General features: G+C 70.6%; 18 protein-coding genes. 6 read left to right on the forward strand and 12 right to left on the reverse strand.

Translation table 11 applies throughout. From position 1 onward, the window contains the following. Positions 1-24 precede the first annotated feature (24 nt). The 8 genes from fabF to IPL89_02980 all read right to left on the reverse strand — a co-directional run bounded on the left by fabF (position 25) and on the right by IPL89_02980 (position 6,225). Positions 25-1,296 carry a beta-ketoacyl-ACP synthase II gene (fabF, locus tag IPL89_02945; protein MBK9062137.1) on the reverse strand — a complete coding sequence of 424 codons (1,272 nt, stop codon included), beginning with the start codon at positions 1,294-1,296 and terminating at the stop codon, positions 25-27. A gap of 22 nt (positions 1,297-1,318) precedes the next feature. Continuing rightward, the gene (gene acpP, locus IPL89_02950) at positions 1,319-1,564 is read right to left on the reverse strand and encodes an acyl carrier protein (protein ID MBK9062138.1); all 246 of its coding nucleotides are present in this window, start codon (positions 1,562-1,564) and stop codon (positions 1,319-1,321) included. A 92-nt stretch (positions 1,565-1,656) separates the two neighbouring features. Further along, positions 1,657-2,415 (reverse strand): 3-oxoacyl-[acyl-carrier-protein] reductase, encoded by a 759-nt coding sequence (fabG, locus tag IPL89_02955; GenBank protein ID MBK9062139.1) that lies wholly within the window; start codon positions 2,413-2,415, stop codon positions 1,657-1,659. A gap of 11 nt (positions 2,416-2,426) precedes the next feature. Then, positions 2,427-3,359, reverse strand: a complete 933-nt coding sequence (fabD, locus tag IPL89_02960; GenBank protein MBK9062140.1) for an ACP S-malonyltransferase — start codon at positions 3,357-3,359, stop codon at positions 2,427-2,429. A 4-nt stretch (positions 3,360-3,363) separates the two neighbouring features. Beyond that, entirely contained in the window at positions 3,364-4,347 is a 984-nt protein-coding gene (locus tag IPL89_02965) for a ketoacyl-ACP synthase III (GenBank protein ID MBK9062141.1), read from the reverse strand. 31 nt (positions 4,348-4,378) lie between these two features. Next, the gene (gene plsX / locus IPL89_02970) at positions 4,379-5,368 is read right to left on the reverse strand and encodes a phosphate acyltransferase PlsX (protein MBK9062142.1); all 990 of its coding nucleotides are present in this window, start codon (positions 5,366-5,368) and stop codon (positions 4,379-4,381) included. A 22-nt stretch (positions 5,369-5,390) separates the two neighbouring features. Continuing rightward, entirely contained in the window at positions 5,391-5,573 is a 183-nt protein-coding gene (gene rpmF, locus IPL89_02975) for a 50S ribosomal protein L32 (protein MBK9062143.1), read from the reverse strand. A gap of 49 nt (positions 5,574-5,622) precedes the next feature. Then, positions 5,623-6,225, reverse strand: coding sequence for a DUF177 domain-containing protein (locus IPL89_02980; protein MBK9062144.1), 603 nt, complete (start codon positions 6,223-6,225; stop codon positions 5,623-5,625). 50 nt (positions 6,226-6,275) lie between these two features. Between IPL89_02980 and IPL89_02985 the strand changes: the two genes are divergently transcribed. From IPL89_02985 to IPL89_03010, 6 genes are all read left to right on the forward strand, one after another. After that, the gene (locus tag IPL89_02985) at positions 6,276-7,361 is read left to right on the forward strand and encodes a glycosyltransferase family 4 protein (protein MBK9062145.1); all 1,086 of its coding nucleotides are present in this window, start codon (positions 6,276-6,278) and stop codon (positions 7,359-7,361) included. After that, complete coding sequence (locus IPL89_02990) at positions 7,358-8,479, forward strand: glycosyltransferase family 4 protein (protein ID MBK9062146.1); 1,122 nt, start codon at positions 7,358-7,360, stop codon at positions 8,477-8,479. Before IPL89_02985 ends, IPL89_02990 begins: the two co-directional genes overlap by 4 nt. A gap of 36 nt (positions 8,480-8,515) precedes the next feature. After that, on the forward strand, positions 8,516-9,643 hold the full coding sequence (locus IPL89_02995) for a glycosyltransferase (protein ID MBK9062147.1): 1,128 nt from the start codon (positions 8,516-8,518) through the stop codon (positions 9,641-9,643). Next, positions 9,640-11,040 carry an undecaprenyl-phosphate glucose phosphotransferase gene (locus IPL89_03000; protein MBK9062148.1) on the forward strand — a complete coding sequence of 467 codons (1,401 nt, stop codon included), beginning with the start codon at positions 9,640-9,642 and terminating at the stop codon, positions 11,038-11,040. The genes IPL89_02995 and IPL89_03000 overlap by 4 nt, the downstream gene beginning before the upstream one ends. A 44-nt stretch (positions 11,041-11,084) precedes the next feature. Further along, entirely contained in the window at positions 11,085-11,591 is a 507-nt protein-coding gene (locus IPL89_03005) for a hypothetical protein (GenBank protein MBK9062149.1), read from the forward strand. A gap of 75 nt (positions 11,592-11,666) precedes the next feature. After that, complete coding sequence (locus tag IPL89_03010) at positions 11,667-13,226, forward strand: hypothetical protein (GenBank protein ID MBK9062150.1); 1,560 nt, start codon at positions 11,667-11,669, stop codon at positions 13,224-13,226. Positions 13,227-13,315: 89 nt separating this feature from the next. Here the strand turns inward: IPL89_03010 and IPL89_03015 are convergent, their stop codons facing one another. The 4 genes from IPL89_03015 to IPL89_03030 are packed head-to-tail and all read right to left on the reverse strand — an operon-like array spanning position 13,316 to position 18,537. Continuing rightward, the gene (locus IPL89_03015) at positions 13,316-15,454 is read right to left on the reverse strand and encodes a DUF3488 domain-containing protein (GenBank protein ID MBK9062151.1); all 2,139 of its coding nucleotides are present in this window, start codon (positions 15,452-15,454) and stop codon (positions 13,316-13,318) included. Next, the gene (locus IPL89_03020; GenBank protein MBK9062152.1) at positions 15,451-16,467 is read right to left on the reverse strand and encodes a DUF58 domain-containing protein; all 1,017 of its coding nucleotides are present in this window, start codon (positions 16,465-16,467) and stop codon (positions 15,451-15,453) included. Before IPL89_03020 ends, IPL89_03015 begins: the two co-directional genes overlap by 4 nt. Before the next feature lie 4 nt (positions 16,468-16,471). After that, complete coding sequence (locus tag IPL89_03025) at positions 16,472-17,431, reverse strand: MoxR family ATPase (GenBank protein ID MBK9062153.1); 960 nt, start codon at positions 17,429-17,431, stop codon at positions 16,472-16,474. Continuing rightward, positions 17,428-18,537, reverse strand: a complete 1,110-nt coding sequence (locus tag IPL89_03030; protein MBK9062154.1) for a mannose-1-phosphate guanylyltransferase — start codon at positions 18,535-18,537, stop codon at positions 17,428-17,430. Before IPL89_03030 ends, IPL89_03025 begins: the two co-directional genes overlap by 4 nt. Positions 18,538-18,545 lie beyond the last annotated feature (8 nt).

The following is an 18,545-nucleotide window of genomic DNA, read 5'->3' on the forward strand; positions in this document are numbered from 1 at the left end:
GCTCGGCCCGGGGGGACGCGCCCGTCAGACGGAACGCATCATCAGGCAGGCATTCGTGCCGCCGAACCCGAACGAGTTCGACAGCGCCGCGCGGAGGCGCACCTCGCGCGCCGTGTTCGGCGTGTAGTCGAGGTCGCACTCGGGGTCCGGCGTCATGTAGTTGATCGTGGGAGGGATGACGCCGTAGCGCATCGCGAGCGCGAGAACTCCGGCCTCGTATCCGCCGGCCGCGCCGAGGAGGTGCCCCGTCATGGATTTCGTCGAGGAGACGGCGAGCCTCTTCGCGTGGTCGCCGAAGACCTTCTTGACGGCCGTCGTCTCGATCTTGTCGCCGTGAGGCGTGGACGTGCCGTGGGCGTTGATGTACTGGATCTCCTCGGGATTGGCGCCGGCGTCCTTGAGCGTGTTGAGCATGACGCGCGAGGGGCCGTCGCCGTCCTCGGACGGGGCGCTGATGTGGTACGCGTCGCCGGACATCCCGTAACCGGCGACCTCGGCGTAAATCGCGGCGCCGCGCGCCTTCGCGTGCGCGAGGTCCTCGAGGATCAGGACGCCCGAGCCCTCGCCGAGGACGAAGCCGTCCCGGTCCTTGTCCCACGGCCGCGAGGCCGTCTTCGGGTCGTCGTTGCGCGTCGAGAGCGCGCGCATCGCGGCGAAGCCGCCGATCGCGAGCGGCGTGACGACGGACTCGGAGCCGCCCGCGATCATCGCGTCCGCGTCGCCGCGGCGGATGATGTTCACGGCGTCGCCGATCGCGTGGGCCGACGTCGCGCAGGCGGTCGCCGTGGCCGTGTTCGGGCCCTTGGCGCCGTTCAGGATCGAGACGAGCCCCGCACACATGTTCACGATGAGGCCTGGAATGAAGAACGGGCTGATCCGGCGAGGCCCCTTCTCGAGGAGCGTCTTGTGCGTCTCCTCGATGAGCGGCAGCCCGCCGATACCAGAGCCGATGCACACGCCGACGCGCTCGGCGTTCTCCTCGTTCACGACGAGGCCGGAGTCCGTCATCGCGTCCTTCGACGCCGCCACCGCGTAGTGGATGAACGTGTCGAACTTCTTGATTTCCTTCTTGTCGAGGAACGCTCCGGGGTCGAAGCCGCGCACCTCGCCCGCGATCCGGCAGGCGTAGTCCGTGGCGTCGAAGCGGGTCAGCGGGCCGATGCCCGAGACGCCCGCCTTCAGGCTCGCCCAGTTCTCCTGCCGCGTGAGGCCGATGGGCGACACGAGGCCGACGCCCGTGACGGCGACGCGGCGCCGCCCGCGGGCGTCGAGGAGTGGAGCTGGTTGTTCCGACACGAAGGGTTGAGCCCGCGCCGCCTCAGGCCGGCTTGGCGTGGGACTCGATGTAGGAAACCGCGTCCTTGACCTTCTGGATCTTCTCGGCGTCCTCGTCCGGGATCTCGATGCCGAACGCTTCCTCGAAGGCCATGACGAGCTCGACCGTGTCGAGCGAATCCGCGCCGAGATCGTCCACGAACGACGCGTCGGCCTTCACTTCCTCGGCCTGCACGCCGAGCTGCTCGACGATGATGCCCTTGACCTTTTCTTCCACCGAAGTCGACATCGAATTCCTCCGAATGTGTCTGCTGATTCCGCGGGAAAGCGGATTCTGACCGCACCCACGACTCATTTCAACCCGGGCGCGTTGCCCGGAGCTTACCCGATATGAAGCCCGCCGCTCACATTGAGTGTGGTCCCGGTCACGTAAGCGGCCGCGTCGGACGCCAGGTAGACCACGGCGCCGGCCACGTCGTCTCCGGTCCCGAGGCGCCCGAGAACGATTTCGCCCACGAGGGCCTTCTTCTGCTCCTCGTTCAGGACGTCCGTCATGGACGTCTCGATGTAGCCCGGGGCCACCGCGTTCACCGTGATCCCGCGCGAGCCGATCTCCCGCGCCAGAGCCTTCGTGAACCCCACGACGCCGGCCTTGGCGGCCGCGTAATTCGTCTGGCCGGGATTCCCCATGAGGCCCACGACGGACGTGATGTTCACGATGCGGCCGGCGACGCGCTTCTTGAGCATGGTCTTCGCGGCCTCCTGCGCGCACAGGAAGACGCCGGTCAGGTCGGTCGCGATGACCTTGTCCCACGACTCCTTCGACATGCGCAGGATGAGTCCGTCGTCCGTGATCCCCGCGTTGTTGACGAGAACGTCGAGCTTTCCGTGCTTGTCGACGACGGCCTTGAACCCGGCCGTCACGGAGGCCGGGTCGGCGACGTCCAGCCGGAGCGCCTCGGCCGAGCCGCCCGCGGCGGCGATCGCCTGGGCGACCGCGGCGGCCTTGTCCTCGCTGCGGGCGGCCACGACGACGTGCGCGCCGGCGGCGGCGAGCGCCTTCGCGATGGACTCCCCGATGCCCTGGGAGCCCCCGGTGACGAGCGCGATCTTGCCGGTGAGGGAGAACGAGACGGCCATCGGCGTTCCTTTCAGGAGAAGGTGTCGAGAGCGGCGGCGGTGGACGTCGTCTTCACGGGCCAGTCCTTCGCGATGCGCCTCGCGAGGCCCGAGAGCACGGTGCCGGGGCCGACCTCGATCGCGGAGGCTGCCATCCCGGAGAGGCGCTGGACGGACTCGACCCAGCGCACGGGCGAACAGACCTGTCTGCGAAGGGCTTCCCGTGCGGCATCGGGATCCGTCTCGACGTCCGCGTCGGCGTTGTTCACGACGGGAATCGCGAGCGGGGCGAAGGCCGCCGCGTCGAGGAACGGCGAGAGCGCCTGCTCGGCCGGCCTCATGAGCGCGCAGTGAAACGGCGCCGAGACCGGGAGCGGGAGGACTCGCTTTGCGCCCTTCGCCTTCAGGATCTCCCCCGCCTTCGCGACACCCGCGGCCGAGCCCGCGATGACGGTCTGCTCGGGCGAGTTGAAGTTCGCGGCGGACACGACCTCGCCCGAGGCCGCGGCGGCCTCGGCGCAGGCCTCCACGACGAGCTCGGGGGCGAGGCCGATGACGGCCGACATCGCGCCGCGGCCGGACGGGACGGCTTCCTGCATGAACGTGCCGCGGCGCCGCACGAGGACGACTGCGTCCTCGAGCGTGAGCGCGCCCGCGGCGACGAGGGCCGCGTACTCGCCGAGCGAGTGACCGGCCGCGACCGCGGGGACGACGCCCTTCGCCTTCAGGACCGCGAGGACGGCGACGGCATGCGTGAGGATCGCGGGCTGCGTGACGGCGGTCTGCTTGAGCTCCTCGTCCGTCCCCTCGAACGAGACCTTCGAGACGACGAGGCCGAGCGGCGCGAGCGCCGCGTCCGCGCGGGCGTAGACCTCCCGCGCCTCGGGGAACCGCTCGGCGAGGTCCTTCCCCATTCCCGCGAACTGGGACCCCTGCCCGGGAAAGAGAAGGGCGACGCCGCTCACGCCGTCACCAGCGGACGAGGGCCGCGCCCCACGTGAGGCCGCCTCCGAACGCCGTGATCAGGATGAGGTCTCCGCGCTTGATCTTCCCGGCGCGCGCGTATTCGTCGAGCGCGATCGGAATCGAAGCGGCGCTCGTGTTTCCGTAACGCGCGATGTTGTTCATGCAGCGCTCGGCGGGAATCTTGAGGCGGTCGGCCGTCGCCGTGAGGATGCGCTCGTTCGCCTGGTGCGGGAGCAGCCACGCGACGTCGTTCTCCGTGAAACCGCTCTCCGCGAGGACTTCCTTGCAGACCTCGACCATCGCGCGGATCGCGGCCTTGAACGTGTCGCCGCCCTTCATCTGGATGAACGTGAGACGCGCCTCGAGCGTTTCGGGCCGGTTCGGGGGATAAGTCGAGCCGCCGCCGGGCATCGAGATGAAGCACGAGCCCTCGCCATCCGTCCGGATCGCGGTCGAGAGGACGCCGTGGTCCGACGAGGTCGCCTTGAGCACCGTCGCGCCGGCCCCGTCGCCGAAGAGGACGCACGTGCCGCGGTCCGTGTAGTCGGTGAAGCGCGTCAGGAACTCGGCGCCGATGAGGAGGATGTTCTTCGCCTTCCCGGACTGCACGAGGCCGTCGGCGACGTGGAGACCGTAGAGCCAGCCCGAGCAGGCGGCGTTCAGGTCGAACGCGGCGGCCTTCTTCGCGCCGAGCTTGTGCTGGACGACGGGCGCCGCGCCCGGGATCGGGTGGTCGGGCGTGCAGGTCGCGAGAATGATCGTGTCGAGGTCCATGGGGACGAGGCCCGCGGCCTCCAGCGCCGGCGTCGCCGCCCGGACGCAGAAGTCCGACAGGATGTCGCCGGGCCCCGCCATCCGGCGCTCGCGGATGCCGGTGCGCGACGTGATCCAGTCGTCCGACGTCTCGACCATCTTCTCGAGATCGGCGTTCGAAAGGATCCGGTCGGGAACGGCCCGGCCGGTGCCGGCGATGGTGGCGTGGAGCATCGGTCCTCCTCCCAGACGGAAAGGCGGGATCTTAACGGGTGACGGCGGGCGGCGCGAACGTCATCGCCTTGTCGCGGATCTTGTCGGGAATCCGGCGTTCCACGAAGTCGTGCGCCGCCCTGATCGCGTTGCGCACGGCCTTCGCGTTCGAGCGCCCGTGGCCGATGAAGCAGGCCCCCTTGACGCCGAGGAGCGGCGCGCCGCCGTACTCGCTGTAGTCGAGGCGCTTCTTGAAGGAGCGGAAGGCGTCCTTCGAGAGGAGGAAGCCCATCGAAGCCTGGAGGCTGCGGGTGATCTCCTGCTTGAGCGCCTGCTCGACGAGGTGCGCGAGGCTCTCGGAGACCTTGAGGATCACGTTGCCCGTGAAGCCGTCCGTGACGATGACGTCGACGTCGCCGGAGTAGACGTCGCGCCCCTCGACGTTTCCGATGAAGTTCAGGCCGGACTCCTTCAGGAGGCCGAAGACCTCGCGCGTGGTGTCCGTGCCCTTGCCCTCTTCCTCGCCGACGGACATCAGGCCGATCTTCGGCTTCGCGACGCCGAGGACCTCCTGCGCGTAGAAGTGGCCCATGAGCGCGAACTCGCGGTAGTGCTCGGGCCGGCACGTGATGTTCGCGCCGACGTCGAGGAGGACCTGCTTCTTCTTGAGGCCCGGGAGGACCGTTGCGAGAGCCGGGCGGTCGATTCCCTCGACGACGCCCATGATCATCTTCGCGACGACCATCGCGGCACCGGTGTGACCCGCCGTGAACACCCCGCTCGCGCGCCCGTCGCGGACGCACTCGGCGGCGATGCGGATGGACGCGCGCCGCTTCTTGCGGATCGGGGTGATGGAGGGCTCGTCGAAGAGGACGACCTCGTCCGCGTCCACGACGCCCACCCGGCCGCCCGTGTAACCCGTGCGGAGGAGCTCGGACTCGACCTCTTTCCGCCGCCCCACGAGGAGCGTGTCGAGGCCGAAGTCGATCGCAGCCGCGACCGCCCCCTCCACGTTGACGCGAGGGGCGTGGTCGCCCCCCATCGCGTCGACGGCGATCGTCAAGCTACTTCGTGGCCCCGGTCGTGACCTCGCGGCCCTTGTACCAGCCGCAGGCCGCGCACACGCGGTGCGGCAGCTTCTCGATGCCGCAGTTCGGGCAGTTCGACGTCTGCTTGGGCTTCAGGAAGTCGTGCGCGCGGCGCAGGTCGCGGCGCGTCTTGCTGTGTCGGTGCTTTGGGTTCGGCATCGTCGTCTCCTGTGGTCGGTGCGGGGCCGGAAAGGTCCGCTCGTTCTCTTCAGTTCTTGTCGTCCGTTTCGAGGATCGCCTTGAGCGACTTCCACCGCTCGTCCGGGGGCGGCGCGCAATCGCAGGGGGCCGCGTTGCGGTCGGAACCGCACTGGGGGCAAAGGCCCTTGCAGTCGTCCCGGCAGAGCGCCTTCATCGGCAGCTCGAGCTGCAGCTGCTCCTCGACGAGAGGGTCGAAGGGCACGACGAAGTCCTCGTAATAGAGGATGTCGAGGTCCGCCGCCGAGAGCTCGTCCCCGTCGTCGTCCTCGTTCTTCTCGGCGCCCTTGCCGGCCTTGGCGGGCTTGCCGTCGGCCGGCTTGACCGCCTTGGGTTTCTCCACCGGCTTCACATGCGCGGGCATGAAGGTCCAGGAGACCTCCTCCTTGCGCACGAACGGCACGGGGGCGAGGCACCGCGCGCAGGCGACCACGCCGGAGAACGCGAGGCGTCCGGTCAGGACGAAGCCGAGGTCGACCCTTTCGAGGCGCCCCGTGAACGAGACCGGCGACAGCGAGAGAAGCTCCGGCCTCTCGAGACGTCCGCTCGGGATCTCGAATTCATGAGAAAGATCGACCGGCTCGTCGAAAGCCGTTTCCAGATTCAGGTCCATACAGGGAGTCTCCTCAGCGAAGAGGAGCCGCGGAATATAACATGGACCGGATGCGCATTGCCGTCGACGCGCGGCCGCTGGAGGAGAGGCCGACCGGCGTCGGGCGCTACCTCGAGGGCCTGTTGACCGCCTGGCTGGCCGACCGGCCGGGGGACGGCTTCATCCTCCTGTCCCCACGGCCGGTCTTCGTCCCCCCCTCCCTCACGGGCCGGGTGGCCGTGGCCGCCTCGGCGAGACTCCCCGGGACGCTGTGGCTCCAGACCGCCGCCGGCCCGGCGGCGCGCCGGGCGGGGGCGGACGCGTTCTTCGGCTGCCTCGGCATCGTCCCGCTGGCAGGCGGGCCGCCTTCGGTCGCAACGGTCCACGACGTGACGCCGCTCCTCTTCCCGGAGTGGCACTCCTGGAAGAACCGGCTCGGATTCACCCCCCTCATCGGCGGAAGCGTCCGGGCCGCGAGGCGGATCGCGGCCGTCTCGGAACACTCGCGCCGCGACCTCGTCGCACATTTCCCCGACGCGGCCGGGAAGACCACCGTGGTTCACAACGGCGTCGAAACCTCTCCCGCTCCCGCCGGCGGCCCGGCGCCGAACGAGGGCCGGCCGTATGTCCTGTCGCTCGGCACGCTCGAGCCCCGCAAGAACCTCCCGCGCCTCGTGGAGGCGATGGAGTCGATCTGGGACCGGCGGCCCGAATTCCCCGACCTCGTCCTCGCCGGGACGGAAGGCTGGGGCCTGCACGACTTCGCCGGCCGGATCGCGTCTTCGCGCCACGCCGCGCGCATCCGGCCCGCCGGCTACCTCGCGGGAGGCGAGCGTTCCCGGTGGATGGCGGGCGCGCGCGTCTTCGCGTACCCGAGCCTCTACGAGGGCTTCGGCCTGCCGCCTCTCGAGGCGATGGCGCTCGGGACGCCGGTCGTCGCGTCCTCGGCCTCGTCCCTGCCCGAGGTGGTCGGCGACGCCGGCCTCCTCCCCGACCCGGGCGACGCCTCCTCGATCGCCGCGGCGATCGAGCGCGCCCACGACGACGAGGCGTTCCGGCGCTGGGCCGCCGCAATGGGGCCGGCGCGGGCGGCGACGTTTACCTGGGCGTCCGCCGCGCGGAAGATGCGCGCTCTCTTCGAGGAGGCGCTCTCGTGACGCGGCCCCGCGTTCTCGTGGACGCCCGCAAGGCCGGAGACTTCGGGATCGGCAGCTACATCCGCGGCCTGCTCGGGGGTCTCGCGCGACAGGAGCGGTGGGACCTCTGCGCGACCGTGCACCCCGGCGGCGACGCGCTGCTGCCGCCCGGAGTCGCGCCCGTGGCCTGCGACGCGCGCCACTACTCGGTCGCCGAGCTCTTCGCGGTGCGCGGCGCCATCGCGCGCCTGAAGCCCGCCGTCTTCCACGCGCCGCACTACGTCGTGCCGGTCCAGCCGCCCGCGGCCACCGTGGTCACGATCCACGACCTCATGCACCTGACCCGGCCCGAGCACGGCGCACCCTGGAAGCGCGCGTACGCGACGTGGATGATCGGGCGGGCGATGCGCCTCTCCGCGCGCGTCATCGCGGTTTCGGAGGCGACGCGGGAAGAGATTCTTGCTTTCGGACCCTATCAGGGCGGCAAGGTCGTCGTAATTCCGAATGGCGTAAGAGAAGAGTTCTTCGAATGGGGGAAGAGGGTGGCGGGCGCGACGGCCGGCTGGCGCGCGCCGGCGCGGGCCCCGGAGGCGTCGGAGAGCCGCCTCCCACGCCCCGATTCACTTTCAAAAGAAATCTCCTCTTTTCTTCTCTTCCTCGGCAACGACAAGCCGCACAAGAACCTCGAGGGGCTGCTCCGCGCGTGGCCGCACGTGCGCGCCGAACACCCCGCGCTCTCGCTCGTCCTCGCGGGCGTCGAGCCGGGGCGCGAGCTGCCCGAGGGCGTGAAGGCCGTCGGGTTCGTGCCCGACGCCGACGTGCCCGCACTCGTGGCGCTCGCCGAGGCGCTCGTCCTTCCGTCCTTCGCGGAAGGCTTCGGCCTCCCGGTCCTCGAGGCGCAGGCGGCCGGGACGCCGGTGGCGTGCTCGGACCTTCCGGCGCTGCACGAGGCGGGCGGCGAGGCGGCGATCTTCTTCAATCCGCACGACGCGGCGACGATCGCGAATGCACTGAACGCGCTGCTCGGGGACGAGGAGAAGAGGAATCTTCTTAGAAAAAAGGGAAGGGGGAGAGCGCGGCAGTTTTCCTGGGACGCGGTGGCGGCGCAGACGGCGGCGATCTATGAAGAAATCTCTTAGACCATTCGAAGAAAATCCCCTTTCTTCCTCTTCGTCATGAGAGTCGCCCTCGTCCACGACTGGCTGACCGGCACGCGCGGCGGCGAGAAGGTGCTGCTCGAACTCGTCCGGATGTTCCCGGACGCGCCGGTGTTCACGCTCTTCCATTTCCCGGGCTCGCAGCATCCCGAGATCGAGGCGCGGGAGATCCGGACCACGTTTCTCCAGTCGCTCGTGTCGCCTGCGCGGAACTACCGGACGCTGCTCCCCCTCTTCTTCGCCGCGGCCGAGACCTGGGACCTCTCCGGGTACGACCTCGTCGTTTCGACGTCTCACTGCGTCGCAAAGAACGCGAAGAAGGACGCCGGGGCCTTCCACCTCTGCTACTGCCACACACCCGTGCGCTACCTGCACGACCAGTTCGACGACTACTTCCGCGGGCGGCCGGCCCCGGTCGTCCTCGCGGCGCGCCTCGCCCGGGCGCCGCTCGCGGCCTGGGACGTGGCGACGGTGCCGCGCGTCGACGCCTTCCTTGCGAACTCGGCTAACGTGAAGGACCGGATCGCGCGCCTCTGGCGGCGCGACGCCGCGGTCGTCCCTCCACCCGTCGATACGGAGTTCTACTCGCCCGGCCCGCCCCGGGAGCGCCGCGGGCTCCTCGTCGTCTCGGCCCTCGCCCCCTACAAGCGGCTGGACGACGCGATCGAGGCCGCAAACGCCCGAAAGCTCCCCCTCACGATCGCCGGCTTCGGGCCGGAGCGCCGGAGGCTGGAAGCGATGGCCGGTGAGACGGTGGTTTTCGCCGACACTCCCAACGACACCATGCTCCGCGAGCTCTACCGTTCGGCCGAGGCAGTCCTCATGCCGGGCGAGGAGGACTTCGGGATCGTGCCCCTGGAGGCCCAGGCCTGCGGCACGCCCGTGATCGCCCTCGGACGCGGCGGCGCGCTCGAAACGGTCCGGGACGGGGAGACGGGCGTCCTGATGCCGGAACCCGGCGCCCCCGCCCTCCTCGCGGCCCTCGACCGCCTGCGCTCCCTCCGCCTCGACCCCGCCGCCGCCGCCGCCAACGCGGCGCGATTCTCGCAAGAGGCCTTCCGCGAGGGCTTCCGGCGCGCCCTGGACGAAGCCCGCACCCGCCCGGCAGCGTCCCCAAGTAAAATGGCGCCCCCGGTGACCGTGTGATCCGCAGACAGACCCGCCGCCTGCAGGCCGTCTTCCTCACGGCAGACGTCCTCGCGACCGTGTTCGCCCTCTGGGCGGCGTGGCTGATCCGCTTCGAGAGCGTCTGGCCCACACCCAAGGGCGGCCAGCCGTTCGGGAACTACACGCCGCTGATCCCGATCCTTCTCGTCGTCTGGCCGGTGGTCTTCTACTTCCACCGCCTCTACCAGATCAGGCGCGACCGTTCCACGATCGACGAGGTCCTCTCGATCCTCGTCGCGGCGACGCTCGGTACGATCCTCCTCGTCGGCATCCTCTCCTTCTGGCGGGGCTTCACGTACACGAGCCGCCAGCTCCTCGTCCTGTTCCTCGTCCTCGACATCGTTCTCGTCTCCCTCGCCCGCTTCGGGATCCGCAAGTACCTCGAGACGATGTGGGCGACGGGCGCGGGCGTGCGCCGCGTCCTGATCGTCGGCGCAGGCCACTCGGGCCGCGCGCTCGCCGACAAGCTCCTCGAGCATCCCGCTACCGGCATGAAGCCCGTCGGCTTTGCGGACGACGACACCGCCAAGCGCCGGGAGAACTACCGCGGCCTGAACATCCTCGGAACGACGGGCGAGGTGCGCGACCTGATCCACGCGCACGAGGTCGACACGGTCTTCCTCGCGCTCCCGGTCGAGGCGCACCGCACGATGCTCGCGATCCTCAAGGACGTCGGGAACGAGATGATCGACCTGCGCATCGTGCCGGACCTCTTCCAGTACGTCACGTTCAAGGCCGGCGTCGAGGACTTCGACGGCCTGCCGGTCATCAACCTCACGCAGATGCCGCTCGAGGGCTGGAACTCGCTCGTGAAGCGGACCATGGACGTCGTGCTCTCGGGGCTCGGCCTCGTGGCGCTCGCGGTGCTCTTCCCGTTCATCGCGCTCGCGATCTGGCTCGAGGACCGCGGGCCCGTCTTCTACGCGCAGGAGCGCATGGGCCTCGACGGCCGCCTTTTCCGGATGATCAAGTTCCGCTCGATGCGCGTGAACGCCGAGGACGAGGGCGCGCAGTGGACGCAGGAGAACGACCCGCGGCGCACGCGCGTGGGCGCGCTCCTGCGCAAGACGTCGCTCGACGAGCTGCCGCAGCTCGTGAACGTCTTCACGGGCGACATGTCGCTCGTCGGGCCGCGGCCCGAGCGGCCGGAGTTCGTGAAGGAGTTCAAGGAGAAGTTCCCGCAGTACATGCTCCGCCACCGCGTGCGCGCGGGGATCACGGGCTGGGCGCAGGTCCACGGCTGGCGCGGCAACACGCCGATCGACAAGCGGATCGAGTACGACCTGTACTACATCGAGAACTGGTCCGTCGGCCTCGACGTGAAGATTCTCTGGGCGACGGTGCGCTGGGGCTTCACGCACAAGAACGCTTACTGAGTCCGCGTTGCGATAAGCTCCTCCCGCCCTTCGAGGAGGAGTTCATGCGGCTGACACACGCCCTTGCCACGTTCGTTCTGTTGCCGGTGTCTCTCGCGGCCGCTCCGCCCGAAGAGCGCGGGGCGCAGGCCGCAGCGAAGGAAACCCCGCCTACGGCGGACGGCGGCATGGTGGTCGAATCCCACGCGTCCAACACCCGCACCGCGCTGGCCACGGGCCGCGCGCCGCTGATCGGGTTCATCGACAGCCAGGCGCCCTACTGCACCCAGCCGGACCCGCGGCAGGACGCCTGCTATGTCAACGTCGCCTACACGTCGGTGTCGGCCTCGCCGTCCTACATCATCAACCTGCACATGTTCATCGACAACAAGCTCGTCTTCCGCGCTCAGGGCTTCTTCCAGACGAGCCTGTATGTCAACGCCTCGCCGGCCTCGGCTTCCGCGTCGCGTGCGGACCCCCGAGGGAGGATTCCGCCGACACGAACATCCCAAAGCGGCAGGTCGGCAACGCGTACAGCCTCACCGTACGAGCGGAGGATTCGGCGGGCCTGAAGAGCGCTAACTACGCGACGGTCACGTGCCCGCCCTACAGCCCCTAGCGCTCCTCGGCAGAGAAAGACGGAATAGATGCCGGAACTGATGCGCGTCGGACTGCTGGCTGCGGCGCTTCTCCCTCTCTCCCTCGCCTCGGCCGCGCCCGAGGAGCGCGGAGCGCAGACCGCAGCGAAGCAAGCCCCTGCTTCGGCGGACGGCGGCATGGTGGTCGAATCCCACGCGTCCAACACCCGCACCGCGCTGGCCTCGGGCCGCACGCCGCTGATCGGGTTCATCGACAGCCAGGCGCCCTACTGCACCCAGCCGGACCCGCGGCAGGACTCCTGCTATGTCAACGTCGCCTACACGTCGGTGTCGGCCTCGCCGAACTACATCATCAACCTGCACATGTTCATCGAAAACAAGCTCGTGTTCCGCGCTCAGGGCTTCTTCCAGACGAGCCTGTATGTCGACGCCTCGAACGCGGGTCTCGGCTTCCGCGTCGCGTGCGGGCCTCCGAGGGAGGATTCCGCCGACACGAACATCCCAAAGAGGCAGGTCGGCAACTCGTACAGCCTCACCGTACGAGCGGAGGATTCAGCGGCCCTGAAGAGCGCCAATTACGCGACGGTCACCTGTCCGCCCTTTTACTCCTCGAGCGGCGCACCGGTGATCGCGGTCTCGCCTGCCTCTCTCGCGTCGACTCAGGCGCCTGGGACGCAGAAATTCGCGAAGCTCACGATCGGGAATACGGCCGGGTTCCCGCTCTGGTGGAACCTCCCCGTCTCCCCGACGGCGGGCTGCGGCTCGGCGGGCGTCCCGTGGCTCTCGGTCGGCTTGCCTTCCGGCACGACCGGCCCCCTCGCGAGCGAGGACACGCCCGTGACGTTCAACTCGACGGGCCTCGCGCCCGGCCACTACGCCGCACACGTCTGCGTCCAGAGCGGCGACACGTTCACACCCCAGATCGACGTTCCCGTCGCCCTCACGGTCTCGTGCCCTCTCGGCGCTCCCCTCGCAATCTCGGTCCCTTCCACCGTGGGTGCCGGGTCGCCCGGGCGTGTCGCCTCGGTCCGGCCGAACGCGGGAAGCACGTTCACGTGGACGATCACGAACGGAACGATCACGGCGGGCCAGGGCACAAACGCCGTGACCTTCACCGCGGGGACCGCCGGCACACCGGTCGGCCTCGGCGTGACCGAAACGAACCCCGATCCCGCCGTGTGCATCGGTGCGGCCGGAACGGCCTCGATCCCCGTCCTCCCCGCCGGAAGTTCGCTCCTCTTCTTCCCGGTTACGCCCTGCCGCCTCGCCGACACGCGCCTCGCGGCGGGTCCCCTCGGCGGCCCCGCGCTCGGCCCCTCCGAGGTGCGCGCCTTGAAGGCGACGGGCTCGTGCAACGTCCCCGCGGGCGCCCTCGGAGTCTCGATGAACGTCACGGTGACGCAGCCCGCCGCAGCCGGCTTCCTCGCCGCCTATCCGGGCACCGCGAATTACCCGGGCACCTCGACGCTGAGCTTCCGGGCCGGCCAGACGCGAGCCGACAACACCGTCATCGGCCTCGCGACCGACGGCGCGGGGATCTTCCGCGTCTTCAACGGCTCGGCCGGGACCGCTCACGTCATCATCGACGTGAACGGCTATTTCTATTAGACGAAGAGGAAGATTTTCCTAGAAGGTGAAGAGGGCTGGCGGCCGCCAGCCGCATCGACCGCGCCGATGCGAAGCGCCTACTCACCTTTCTAAGAAATCCGAACGGCCTCCTTGACGGCCGCTTCCCTGAAACGCACGAGCAGCTCCTTCAGCTTTTCGCGTTCTTCATTCGAAGCAGAAACTCCTCCGAACGACTCCCGCACGTAGGCGCGGACGATCGCTTCGGCCGGCCGCTGGGCGGCGGGACCGAATTTTTCTGCCGCCGCGAGCGTCTCGGCGGGCGCGGACGACGGCGTCAGCGGCGCGCCGCGCCGGTGGAGCGCCTTCTGGAGGCGGCGGTACGCCGCCGACGCGGGAGGGAGGCCGCGCGTGCCGAACCGCGCGCGGGACAGGAGGCGTCGGAACGCGAGCGCGAGGAGCGCCGCGAGGAGGGCGACGGCGCCCGCGCCCGCCCACGCCCGCCCGCGGCCGAGGCGCGCGAGCGTCGCGCCGATTGCCGCGCCGGCGCCCTTCAGCCCGTCCGCAGCGCCACCCACGGCCTCGCGGAGGCGGCGGAGCATCTCGGCCTGGTCGCTCTGCCCGAACGACAGGACGAAGCGGTCGTAGAAGAACTCGAGCCCGTCCGTCACCTGCCTGAGGCGGGCCGAGAGCGGCACGCGCTCGAGCTGCGGCTGGCCCGCGAACGGCGTCGGGTCGAACGTGACCCAGCCCTTCTCCGGCCCGCACCAGGCCTCGACCCATGCGTGCACGTTGTTCCCGCGCACGAGGACGTAACGGCCGAACGCGCCGATCTCGCCGCCGAGGAAGCCGGTCACGAAGCGCGTCGGGATGCCGGCCGAGCGCAGGAGAAGAGCCATGGCGCTCGCGTACGTCTGGCAGTGGCCCGCGCGCCGCGCCGTGAGGAAGTCCTCGAGCGCGTTCGGCCCGCGCGGCGAAAGGTCGAGCTGGTAGCGGAACGGCGGCCGGTGGAAGACGCCCTCCAGCGCGCGCGCGGCCCCCTCCGGATCGGCCGCCGGTTCGATCCCGGCGAACGCGTCGCGCGCGAACGCGCGCAGGACCTCGGAGTCCGGCGCGGCGAGGCCGTCTTCCTCCGCGCTCCGGCCGAGGTCGCGCCCGGGTCGCCGGCTCGTCGTCACCGTGTACTGGACCGTCGTCTCGGGCTCGAAGCCCAGGCTCACGTTGCGCGCGGCGTCCACGAAGACGAGGGCGCGGCTCGGGCTGCGGAACGAGGTCTCCGACAGCCGCAGGCCGTCCGCGCCGGCCGGGACGGGGAGGGCGCGGCTCTGGAGCGGAGTGAGGTCGATCGTCATCGCAGCGCCGCTGCCGGGGCGCGGGCCGAGCGGGACGACGCCGCCGCGCGTCCCGGGCGGCACGCTCCCGGAGCGCTCGGGCCTCTTCCAGACACCGCGCTCGAAGCGCGTCAGGGCGAGCGTTCGAAGGCGCAGGACCGTGCCGGCGTCGAGCGGCTCCTCGCTGGTGATCCGCAGCATGACGCGGTCGCTGTTCTTCAGCGCTCCAAAAATGTCGGGGTCCACCGTGTCCGAGAAGCCCGTCGTGATCTCGCGCCCCGTCTCGCCGCCGCGCACGACCGGGGCCTTCAGGCGCGGCAGGAAGAGAAAGAGGGGGACCGCGAGGACCATCGCGGCCGCAACCGACGAGACGAGCGGACCGAAGCCCGGCAGCGCGCGCGCCGCGCGGTCGCGCTCCCACTCCTCGGGAGCCGCCGCGAGGTCGCGCCAGAGCGCCCACTTCACGAGGACCGTCCACGCGACGCCCGCCACGACGACGACGTACGGAAGGATCGCGACGTGGAACGACGTCGAGACCGACGCGACGAAGAGCATGGCCGAAAGGACGAGCGCCACCGAGAGATCGCGCTCCTTGCGGATCGCCGCGAGCTTGAAGACGGTCGTGAAGAGGAGCAGGTGGAGCATCGTCTTCAGGAGCGAACGGCTCCCGTAGCGGGCGTCGAAATAGACGACGGGCAGGTACGCGAGGCCGGCGAGGTTCAACGCCCAGTTCGGCAGGCGCGGGACCGGGCCGTGGCGCGCGCGGGCGAGGAGGAGCCCGAGTGCCAGGACGTAGACGAGAAGGACGAGGAGCTCGAGCGCGTTCGCAAAGAAAAGCGGGACGGGCGCGAGGAGCGCGAGCGACCCCACCGCGAGGACGCGCTCGCGGAGGAACGGCGGCGGGAGAACCCCGGCCGCGGCGCCGGGCGCATCCTTCACGCGGCCCTCCCCTTCGGGCCGGCGCGGAACACGGCCACGCTCGCGGGCAGCGCCCGCGGCGCGGCGGGCCGGTCGGCCGGGGCGACGAGCGCGAGCGCCCGCAGGAGGCCGCGGCGGTGGGCGGGCCCCGCGCCCGGAGGGACGATCACGTCGCCGAGGAGAAGGCCGGTGCGGTTCCCGCGGGCGAGGAGCTGCAGCGCGAGGCCGGCCGCCTCGGACACGGACCGCTCGAACGCGGCCTCCCACGAGGGCGGCGCGCCCGGTGGCCGCGCGACGTCGAGCGCGACGAGCGCGTCGCGGCCTTCCTCGGACGCGCGCTCCTTGACGATGAACTTGCCCTGACGCGCCGTCTGGGGCCAGTGCACGTCGCGCGGGTCGTCGCCGAACCCAGCCTCGCGCAGGTTGCGGATCTCGGGTCCGCGCCCGCGCAGGAAGCTGCGCGGGTCGCCGCCTTCGGCCTGGCGCGGGTCGGGCGGGATCGCGTGGACGATCGCGGGAGCCGGGTACACGAGACGCTCCTCCGTCAGAGGGTGGACGCGCCCCTTGCGGAAGAGTCCGATCGGGTAGCCGCTGTAGACGAGGAGGGATTCGAGCGAGCGCAGGCCGCGCCTCGGGAAGACGAGGTCCACGCCGCGCGCGGCGGTCTCCCCCGGGTTCACGCGCCCGAAGAGGAGCGGCGCGGCCGCGCCGGAGATCTTCACGAGGACGGCGCGCCGCGGAAGGCGGCCCCCGTTCGTGACGCGCAGCGTGAAACGCGACGGAATTCCCGCGTACAGCTCGGGCGGGCCCTCCAGCTCGACCGAGAGGCTCTCGACGTTGCGCCGCGACACGACGCCCGACACGACGAGCGCGCCGAGGAAGAGCGAGACGAGAATGTAGAGGCCGTTGTTGCCCGTGTTCGTCGCGGCCACGGCGACCACGAGCGTCAGGAGGATGAAGCCGAGCCCGAGATTCGTGACGCGCACGAGGATCCCGGGGTCGACGAGCTTCCGGAGGCGCGCGCGGAGCGTCACGGGACTAGAGGGGAACGGGAATTTCGTCGAGGAGACGCTGGATCGCGTCGCGCTCGCGCCGCCCGCCGCCGCCGTCCCACGCGCCGGGCTGCGATGCGAGGACGCGGTGCGCGAGCGCCGGCCCGGCGACGCGTTTCACGTCGTCCGGCGTGGCGTACGGGCGGCCCGCGACGAGGGCGCGCGCCTGCACGGCGCGGAAGAAACCCTGCGCGCCGCGCGGCGACACGCCGAGCAGAAGGTCCTTCCCCGCGCGCGTCCTCGCCACGATGGCGAGGATGTAGTCCATGAGCTTTTCCGCGACGGTCACGCGCTCGGTCGCGTCCTGCGCGGCCTTCAGATCCTCGAGGTTCATCGCGGGCTGGAGCTGCGCGAGGACGCGGTCCGCGCCGCCCGCGATCAGGAGGCGGCGTTCCTCGTCCGGCGCCGGGTACCCGAGCGAGATCCGGAGGAGGAAGCGGTCGAGCTGCGACTCGGGAAGCGGATACGTCCCGAGGTACTCGACGGGGTTCTGCGTCGCGAGGACGAGGAACGGCTCCGGGAGCGGCCGCGTCACGCCGTCCGAGGACACCGCACGCTCGTTCATGGCCTGCAGGAGCGCGGACTGCGTCTTCGGCGTCGCGCGGTTGATCTCGTCGGCGAGGAGGACGGGCGTGAAGATCGGCCCGGGGTGGAACTCGAACTCCTGCGCACGCTGGTTGAAGACCGTCAGGCCGAGGATGTCGCTCGGGAGCGTGTCCGGCGTGAACTGCAGCCGATGGACGCCCACGCCGAGCGCCTTCCCGAGCGCCGTCGCGAGAGTGGTCTTGCCGACGCCCGGCACGTCCTCGATGAGGAGGTGGCCGCGGGCGAGGAGACAGACGACGGCGTCTTCGACGGCGGCCGCGGGGCCGCGGTAGGCCGTGCGGACCGTCGCGACGAGGCGTCCGATCGACGCGACGACCGCGGCCGCTGCGGGAGTGCTCATTTCAACCCCTTCTCGACCGCCCGGCGCAGGTCGTCCGAGGCGCCGAGCTTCATCACGAGGAGACCGTCCGGAGACTCCACGACCGCGATGCCCGAGAGGCCGACGACCCTCACGGGCCGTGCGCCGGCGAGGACGAGGTTCCCCGAGCCGCCCTCCGAGGCGCCGTCGCCCTCGATCACGTCCGCGCCGGGCTCGCCGCCGCGGAATTCGAACACGGCTTCCCACGACCCGAGGTCGCTCCATCCGCAGGCCGAGGGAATCGTGAGGACGCGCTTCGCCTTCTCCATGACCGCCACGTCGATGGATACGGAGGGGGAAGAGGAGAAAGATTCTCTGAAGGTGGTGTGATCGCCGGCCGCACGAGCGGCGAACGCTCGTCGGGCGGCGGCGAGGATGTCCGGACAGGTGCGCTCCATCTCCGCGAGGAGGTGTTCCGCCCGGAACAGGAAGATGCCGGCGTTCCACAGGAACCGGCCGGAGGCGAGGAATTCCGCGGCGCGGGCCGCGTCGGGCTTCTCGACGAACCGCCGAACGACGTGCGCGGCCGGCGCCTCGCCACGCGCATGCCCCGTCCCCATCTCTCTTTCACTCGAAGAAGTCTTCTTCTCTTCGTGCTCTTCGAACGTCTCCAGGTAGCCGTACCCCGTCTCCGGGCGCGTCGGCGGGATGCCCAGGGTGACGAAGGCGTCCTCTTTCGCAGCGATGGCCGCACCCGCGCGGAGCGCGGCGAGAAACGCGGCCTCGTCGGCGACGGCCTGGTCGGACGGCAGGACGAGCAGCACGGCGTTCGCGTCGTCGGCGCACGCGACGAGAGTCGAGAGCGCGATCGCGGGCGCCGTGTTGCGGCGCATCGGCTCGAGCACGAAGCGGGGCTCGGCCACCTCGGGCAGCTCGGCGCGGAGGAGCGGGGCGTGGGACTCGCGGCCGGACACGAACACGCGATCCGCCCCGGCGACGGCCTCCGCCCGCCGGTACGTCTCGCGCAGCAGGGAGTCCTTTCCCGTGAGAGCGAGGAACGGCTTGGGCCTCGAGTCCGTCGAGCGCGGCCAGAGGCGCGTGCCGCTCCCTCCCGCGAGGATCAGGGCGCGAACGGACGCTTCCGCCATCGAGACAT

Source organism: Acidobacteriota bacterium (genome assembly GCA_016716715.1).
GTDB lineage: Bacteria > Acidobacteriota > Thermoanaerobaculia > UBA5066 > UBA5066 > Fen-183.